At 63.2% G+C, this 6,666-nt stretch carries 2 protein-coding genes; both read right to left on the bottom strand.

Annotation, left to right across the window (positions count from 1 at the left end):
• Positions 1-74: 74 nt before the first annotated feature.
• A complete protein-coding gene (locus M2343_RS15245) occupies positions 75-2,195 on the bottom strand; it encodes a putative Ig domain-containing protein (RefSeq protein ID WP_264577282.1) in 2,121 nt (706 codons plus the stop codon).
• 100 nt (positions 2,196-2,295) lie between these two features.
• Complete coding sequence (locus M2343_RS15240; protein WP_264577281.1) at positions 2,296-6,666, bottom strand: putative Ig domain-containing protein; 4,371 nt, start codon at positions 6,664-6,666, stop codon at positions 2,296-2,298.

Raw genomic sequence — 6,666 nt, 5'->3', positions numbered from 1 at the left:
AAAAAATTCTGCTAGAAAATGTTCTCGAGGAAACGCGTTAAGGCGGGCCAGATTTCGATCTGGCCCGGCATGATTTAACCGCCTACAAAAAGAGCTGTTTGTGACTGTAGGAAAGCCTGCGCAGCGGCCGGCGAATCTTGCCACTCGCCACCGATATCGAGATCGATCCAGGCCTGACTACTGTTTGGGAATGGCGCAGTTGCGCTGTAGGTGCCGAAGTCGACGCGCGTGTCATTCGGGTTGGCGGCATCGCCGCTTCCGAACGAGGTGCTTGCCAGATCCCACCCACTCGTTCCGTTGTGCTGGTTGTCCAGATAGACGAGATCGTCAGCGCCAAAATTGGTCGCGCGGACCCAAAAGTCCCAGGTACCGACCACGCTCGAATCGTCCCTGTCCGTCACAATCAGCGCATAACCATCCGCGGCAAGGCTACCGATCGACGTGGCAGCCGAGACCGCCGTGTTGCCAATACCGTCGAGGCCGACCCATTTGTGGCCTGCGGTCAGAGAGCCATCCGCCACCATGGTCTGCGAAGCCGCAGCGCCGGTAACGAGCGCGGCTCCGGTGCCGCTGGTGTTGGGCGTGACGGTCGAGAAGGTCGCGCCGCTGAGCAAGGCCGCATTGCCGAGACCCGAGGTCGCGCTAACGAGCAGGCCCGCGTCGATCTCGACATGATAATTGTTCGAGAAATCGAGATCATATTTGGGATTGATGATCAGCTTGTCGCCCGAAATGGTGAGGACATCCGCAATGGCAACGGCCGCACCGTTCCAGGTCGCCGAGACCTCGCCGTCGACGACGGTGACGACCAACGTTTGTGTGTTGTCGATCGCTTCACCCAACGAGCCGGAATATCCCGCCTTAGCGGACGTGTTGGCATCGTTGACGATCTTGATCTCATAAACGCCGTCGACAGCGGTCAGAGCGATGTCCTCGCTCGAGGTGAAGGCGAGGTCGGACCGCACATCAAGGTTGGTCACGCCATCGACATTGGTCGAAAGGAGCGGCACAGGATGCGCTTCGATGGTGAAGTCGTCGGATGCCGACAGGCTCCCATCCGAGGCCGTGACGCGAACGGTGATCGGACTGGCCAGTGCCGGCGCGGACGTGGACGAGAAGGTGCCGGTGGCGCCATCGAAGCTCAGCCAGGACGGCAATGCGGAAAGATTGCCCTGCGCATCGACCAGCTGCGCCGTGTAGGTCAGCGCATCGCCATCCGGGTCCGTGAAACTTCCGGCCGCGATGCTGTAAGTGAACGCCTGCCCCTCGACCGTCATCTGATCGACAAGTGCCTCTGCAAGCACCGGCGCCTCGTTGAGACCGGGCGTAATCGTCGTTGCGTCGTAGCCGGAGATAGCCGCAATCGCGACGTTGGCGTCCGCCTTCACAGCCGTGCCGGCAACCTGTGAGCGCACGGCGCCGTCAGCAAAGACGAGGAGATCGTTGAGCGCATTGCCGGCGGCCGAGACGACAACTGTTTCGAGCTGACCGCCAACGGTCCGCGTCAAGGTCATCTTCGAGCCCGAGACCACTTTGGTGTAATCGGCCCAGTGACCACGCATGTAGACAATATCGGTGCTGTTTCCGAGCGCCGAGGCATCGACCGTCGCACCATCAGAGACGTAAACAACATCGACGCCGGCATTGCCCAGCACCTGAAATTTCATACCCGGTTTGGACAGCGCAATCGTCTCGCCGGTCCCGTCGAAAGACACGACCTTGACCGTCGCGGACAGGACTGCCGCCGGCGCGGCCGGTCCGCTCGGCGCGACAGATGTCTCGCCGGACGGCACCGGCAATGGGTCACCCTTCGAGACATGATTGTACACCGCATTGGCCGCCACGCTGCCATCCGAGAACACCAGCACATCAGGGGTCGTCGCGGAGTTAGCGCCGGCGAGGCTGACCGTCTCCACTTTGCCCTGAGCCGTCCGCGTCAGCGTGAGCGTCGCGCCAGATCTGGTAAGCGTATAGTCGGCCAGTGCCCCTTCAAAATATATGCGATCTGCGCCCGCACCCATGCTGAGGGAATAAGTCGCGCCCGGTCGGACGAAGACGGCATCGACCAGAGCCGAACCGAGAAACTGCATCTCCTGCCCGTCCAGCGACAGCGTACCGTAATTCAGGCCGAAGTCGATAATGTTGGAATTATCGGCTGCAGTGCTCATAATGATATATTTTGAAGTCGTGGCCATTTTTTGCCCCCTACGAAAGTAAAATTGAATATTTCGTCTTTCGATTATCCCACAGGTCCCACTGTTCAGGGCCGGATGCTCATCCGACCCTGATGGATATTCATCCGCCTACGAAAAGTGGTGTCGCAGATTGGAAATAAGTCTGAACCGCGTCAGGCGTTTCACGCCATTCACCACCAATATCGAGGTCGATGTACGACTGGCTGCTGTTCGGGAACGGCGCCGTCACGTTGTAAGTGCCGAAGCCGACGCGCGTATCGTTGTCATTGGGCGAATCGCCACTGGCAAAGGATGTGGTAGACAAATCCCAGCCCGCAGTGCCGTTCTGCTGATTATCGAGATACACCAGATCGTCGGCACCGAAGTCGGTCGCCCGGACCCAGAAGTCCCAGGTGCCGATGTCAGCGGAGGCGTCGCGGTCACTGACCACCAGCGCATAGCCCGCGGCAGAGAGGCTGCCGATGGACGTGGCCGAAGCAACCGCCGTGTTGCCGACGTTATCGATCCCCACCCACTTATGGCTGGCGGCCAGCGTGCCGTCTGCATGCATGATCTGCGAGGCCGCTCCGCCCGAGACCAGCGCTGCCCCCGAACCGGTGGTGTTGGGCGTGACGGTCGCGAAGGTCGCACCGCTCGCCACCGCCGCGTTGCCAAGGCCAGAGGTCTGCCCGATGAACAGTCCCGCGCCGATCTCGACATGGTAATTGTTCGAGAAATCGAGGTCGTAGACCGGATCGATGATCAGCTTGTTGCCAGAGACGGAGAGTACGTCGTTGACGTTGACCGTCGCGCCGTTCCACTTGGCGGAAGCCACCCCGCCGCTGACAGTGACGACCAGCGTCTGCGTGTTGTCGACGGATTCCCCGAGTGTGCCGGAATAGCCCGTCTTCGATCCGCTGTTGGCATCATTGACCAGCTTGATCGTGTACGTGCCGTCGACCGTCGTCAGTGCGATATTCTCGCTCGCGTTGAAGACCACGTCGGACCGCACATCCAGATTGGTGACGCCATTCAGGTTGGTGGAGAAGACCGGCACAGAGGCCTGCGAGACGGTGAAATCGTCCGAGACCGACAGGCTGCCGTCGGACGCGGTCACCCGCACCGTGATCGGGCTGGCGAGCGCCGGCGCGGACGTCGAGGAGAATGTGTGGGTCGCCGCATTGAAGGTCAGCCAGGACGGCAAGGCCGACAGGGCGCCGCCGCTGCCCACCAGCTGAGCCGTGTAGGTCAGGGTCGTGCCAGCGTCGACGTCCGAGAAGCTGTTGGACGGCACGGTGTAGCTGAACGCTTGCCCCTGCACGGTCGCCTGATCTGCGAGCGGATGCGCGACGACCGGCGCTTCATTGACGTTGGCCAGGTTTACCGTGACGGCCTGCGACGTCATGTTGCCCGCCAGGTCCGTCATGTTGACGTTGATGGTGTAGCTGTGGGCCTGCGTCTCGTAATCGCGCGGTGCGGCAAAGCTCAGCGCCCCTGAAGAACTCAGCGTGAACAGGCCAGCATCGCCGCCGGGCGCCAGGGCCCAACTCACCGCTTCGCTGGCGGAGAGGGTCCCCACCGCAGTGGCGTTCTCGTTCACGGTGAGCGTCGCGCTGGTGAGGGCAGGCGCCGTGCTGTCGACAACGAACGGCAGCGCCCCGTAGGTCACGAGCTGACCTGAGTCCGAAGAGACCGGCTCGCCGGACACCAGACCCGTCACGTCCGTGAAGTTCAGTGCCAGGATTCGCACTTCCGTGGTGTCCGTCACCGGCACTTGAGCCGTGAACACCAGCTTCGTGGGGTCGTTCAACGCGGCCGTGGCGGCTCCGTCCAAAGTGGCTGTCGCAAGATATGTGTTGGTCGCAACGAACCGCAGCACAACCTCGGGAACAGGGCTCGACGGATAGGTGACACCCTCGCTGAGCGTGACCGTGAACGTCACGGTGCTCGCTCCCATCGCAACCGCCTTGTTCGCGACGATTTCCGTCACGACTGGGGCGCTCGCGATCGACAGGGTAAAATCGTCAGTGGCGGTGAGGCTGCCATCGGACGCTGTCACGCGGATCGTGATCGGGTCGGTCAGCGCCTGGGCGGCCGTGGAGCTGAGGGTGCCGGTCTGCGCATTGAACGTCAGCCAGCTCGGCAGGGCCGAGACATTGCCTTGCGCATCGACAAGCTGCGCAGCGTAGGTCAGCGTATCGCCGTCGACATCGTAAAAGGCGTCGCTGGGGATGATGTAGCTGAACGGCTGATTGGCCGTGGCGACTTGATCGGCGAGCGGATGATCCAGAACCGGCGCTTCGTTGACATTGCCGACGTTCACGGTGACGGCCTGGACGCTCTGATTGCCCCAGAAGTCGGTCGCTGTGACCTCGATCGACCAGCTGGCGCGATCCTCATAATCGAGGGTCTGGACCGTCTTGATCACGCCGGTCTGTGGATCGATGGTGAAGAAATCTGCGATATCATAGGCGGCAAAGGGCGCGGGACCGCTGCCCCAGGCGATCGAATAGCTCGTCTTGCCGGAGGGATCGGAGGCCGTGGCGGTGTAGAGCAGCGTACCGGGGGCCGCCGTTTCGAGGACGGACACGCTGACCGTGCTGCCGCCGCTGAATGCCGGCCCGGTCGTGTCGTTGATCATGCCGAGCTGCTGCAATTGGGCCTGCGGCAGCGAGGCATTGGCCAAGGCCGGGTTGGCCTGGGTGACATCGTGAAAACCCTGGATCAGAATGTCGGCGAGCAGCTGGCCCTGAGCCTGTCCCAGATCGGCCAGCGTCGTGTTGGCACCCTTGGCGGTGGAGGTGATGGCATCTACGATTTGCTGGATCGCCTGGTCCAGCGTGAGGCCTTCACTATGCGCCCAGCCCTGAAGCGCGGCGAGGTAGACGCCGTAAACGTTCGCGGAGGCGGCAGTGTTCGCCCCGGTGCTGTCGATGACCAGCTTCATCAGTTGCGCGGTCAACGGCGTGTCGACATTGTCGGTGAATAGGGTTCCGACGGTCGCATTGGCCTTCGCCGCGACATCCGCGGAGAGATTGGCAAGGTTGGTGGCGCCACTGGCGGCAAGCCCCGACGACATGAGACGCGTGGAGACTTCCGTAAACGGGCTGATGTTGATCACGACATCCTGGCCCGCCGTCACCGTGGCAACGGCGCGGAGCATCACATCGATATCGGCCTGAGTGCCAGTGGCTTCGTTGAGATAGCCCTGCGCATTTGTCGTCGGGTCCGTTGCGGCGACCAGCACGAGGCCAGTATAGCCCTTGAACGCCACGCGGAACGCGCCACTGGCATCCGTGACCGCAGAACCGAGCAGCGTGCCATCGGCCTTATAGGCCTTGATCTCGATGCCGGCGATCACCGGGCCTGCTGCGACCGTGCCGGTGATGTAGTTGCTGCTGTCGACCGTAACGGGGCGTGAGCCTGTTGCGGAGATGTTGCCTGCGGCGTCGGTTGCCTTGGCGGTGATGCTGGTGGCGCCATCGGCGGGCAGTTCGTTGGCAGCAAAGCTGGTGGTCCAGGTGCCGTTGGCGGCGGTGGTGACCGTCTTGGTGGTGGTGCCCCAGGTGACCGTGATGCTGGTGCCGGCCTCGGCGGTGCCCGAGACGCTGACCGGGGCCTGGGTTTCGGCCTGGTTGACCAGATCGTCACCGGCGACCGCGTTGATGACCGGTGCGGCGGCGGCGGTCTTGTCGACCGTGATGGCGTTGGCGATCTTGCCGGCCTCGCTGGTCTTGCCGCTGGTCGCGTCCTTCTGGCGAACCTGCACAGCGCCGGCGGCGTAGCTGCCCTCGGCCAGCGTGAAGCTGGTGCCGGTGCCGGCGGTCCAGGTCGAGCCGCCATTGGTGGAGTATTCCCAGGCGTTGGTGCCGGTGATGGCGGTGACGTTGATCGTGCCGTCCTGGGTGATGTAGTCGGTCGCCGAAGCGCCGGTATCGGTCTTCAGCGCGAGCTTGGGCGCAGCGATGCTCGCCTCATCGCTGCCGCCGCCGAAGATCGCGAACCCGGCGCCGATCGCACCGGCAGCGCCTAGCACATAAAAAGCGGGCGTGGAGAAGAAGCTGCCCGATCCGCCGCCAGCGCCGGCACCCGCAGCACCCTGGGCATAGACGCGATCGGCCCACTGGCCTTCACCGACATGACCCTGTCCGCCGGCAGCCGAGGCCTGCACGGCACTTTCGGGCTGGTCCGCGTCGGCCTGCGCAGTGTCGGCATCCTTCTGGTCGCCATTTTGGGCGGCTTCGTCCTCGTCGTCCTTCTTGTGCGTCCTGGCCTTCACCTTCTTGGGCGTGGCGCTGTGCGCGGCAAGGGTCGCGTGTGAGGTCGCGGGCGCCACAGGTGCATGACCGGCGGCGGAGGGAGCCGGTGCGGCAGCTTGGGCCATAGCCGGGGCCTGCTCGGCCGGAACGGCTGCGTTTGCCGGAAGCTCTGCCTGCATCTGGGCCGGCATCTCTGCCTGCATCTGGGCCTGCGTCTCGCTCTTGTTGGTCAT

Source organism: Sphingobium sp. B8D3B, from assembly GCF_025961875.1.
Classification (GTDB): domain Bacteria; phylum Pseudomonadota; class Alphaproteobacteria; order Sphingomonadales; family Sphingomonadaceae; genus Sphingobium.
The sequence above is the reverse complement of the archived record's forward strand: the minus strand, read 5'-3'. Positions and strand labels throughout refer to the sequence as shown.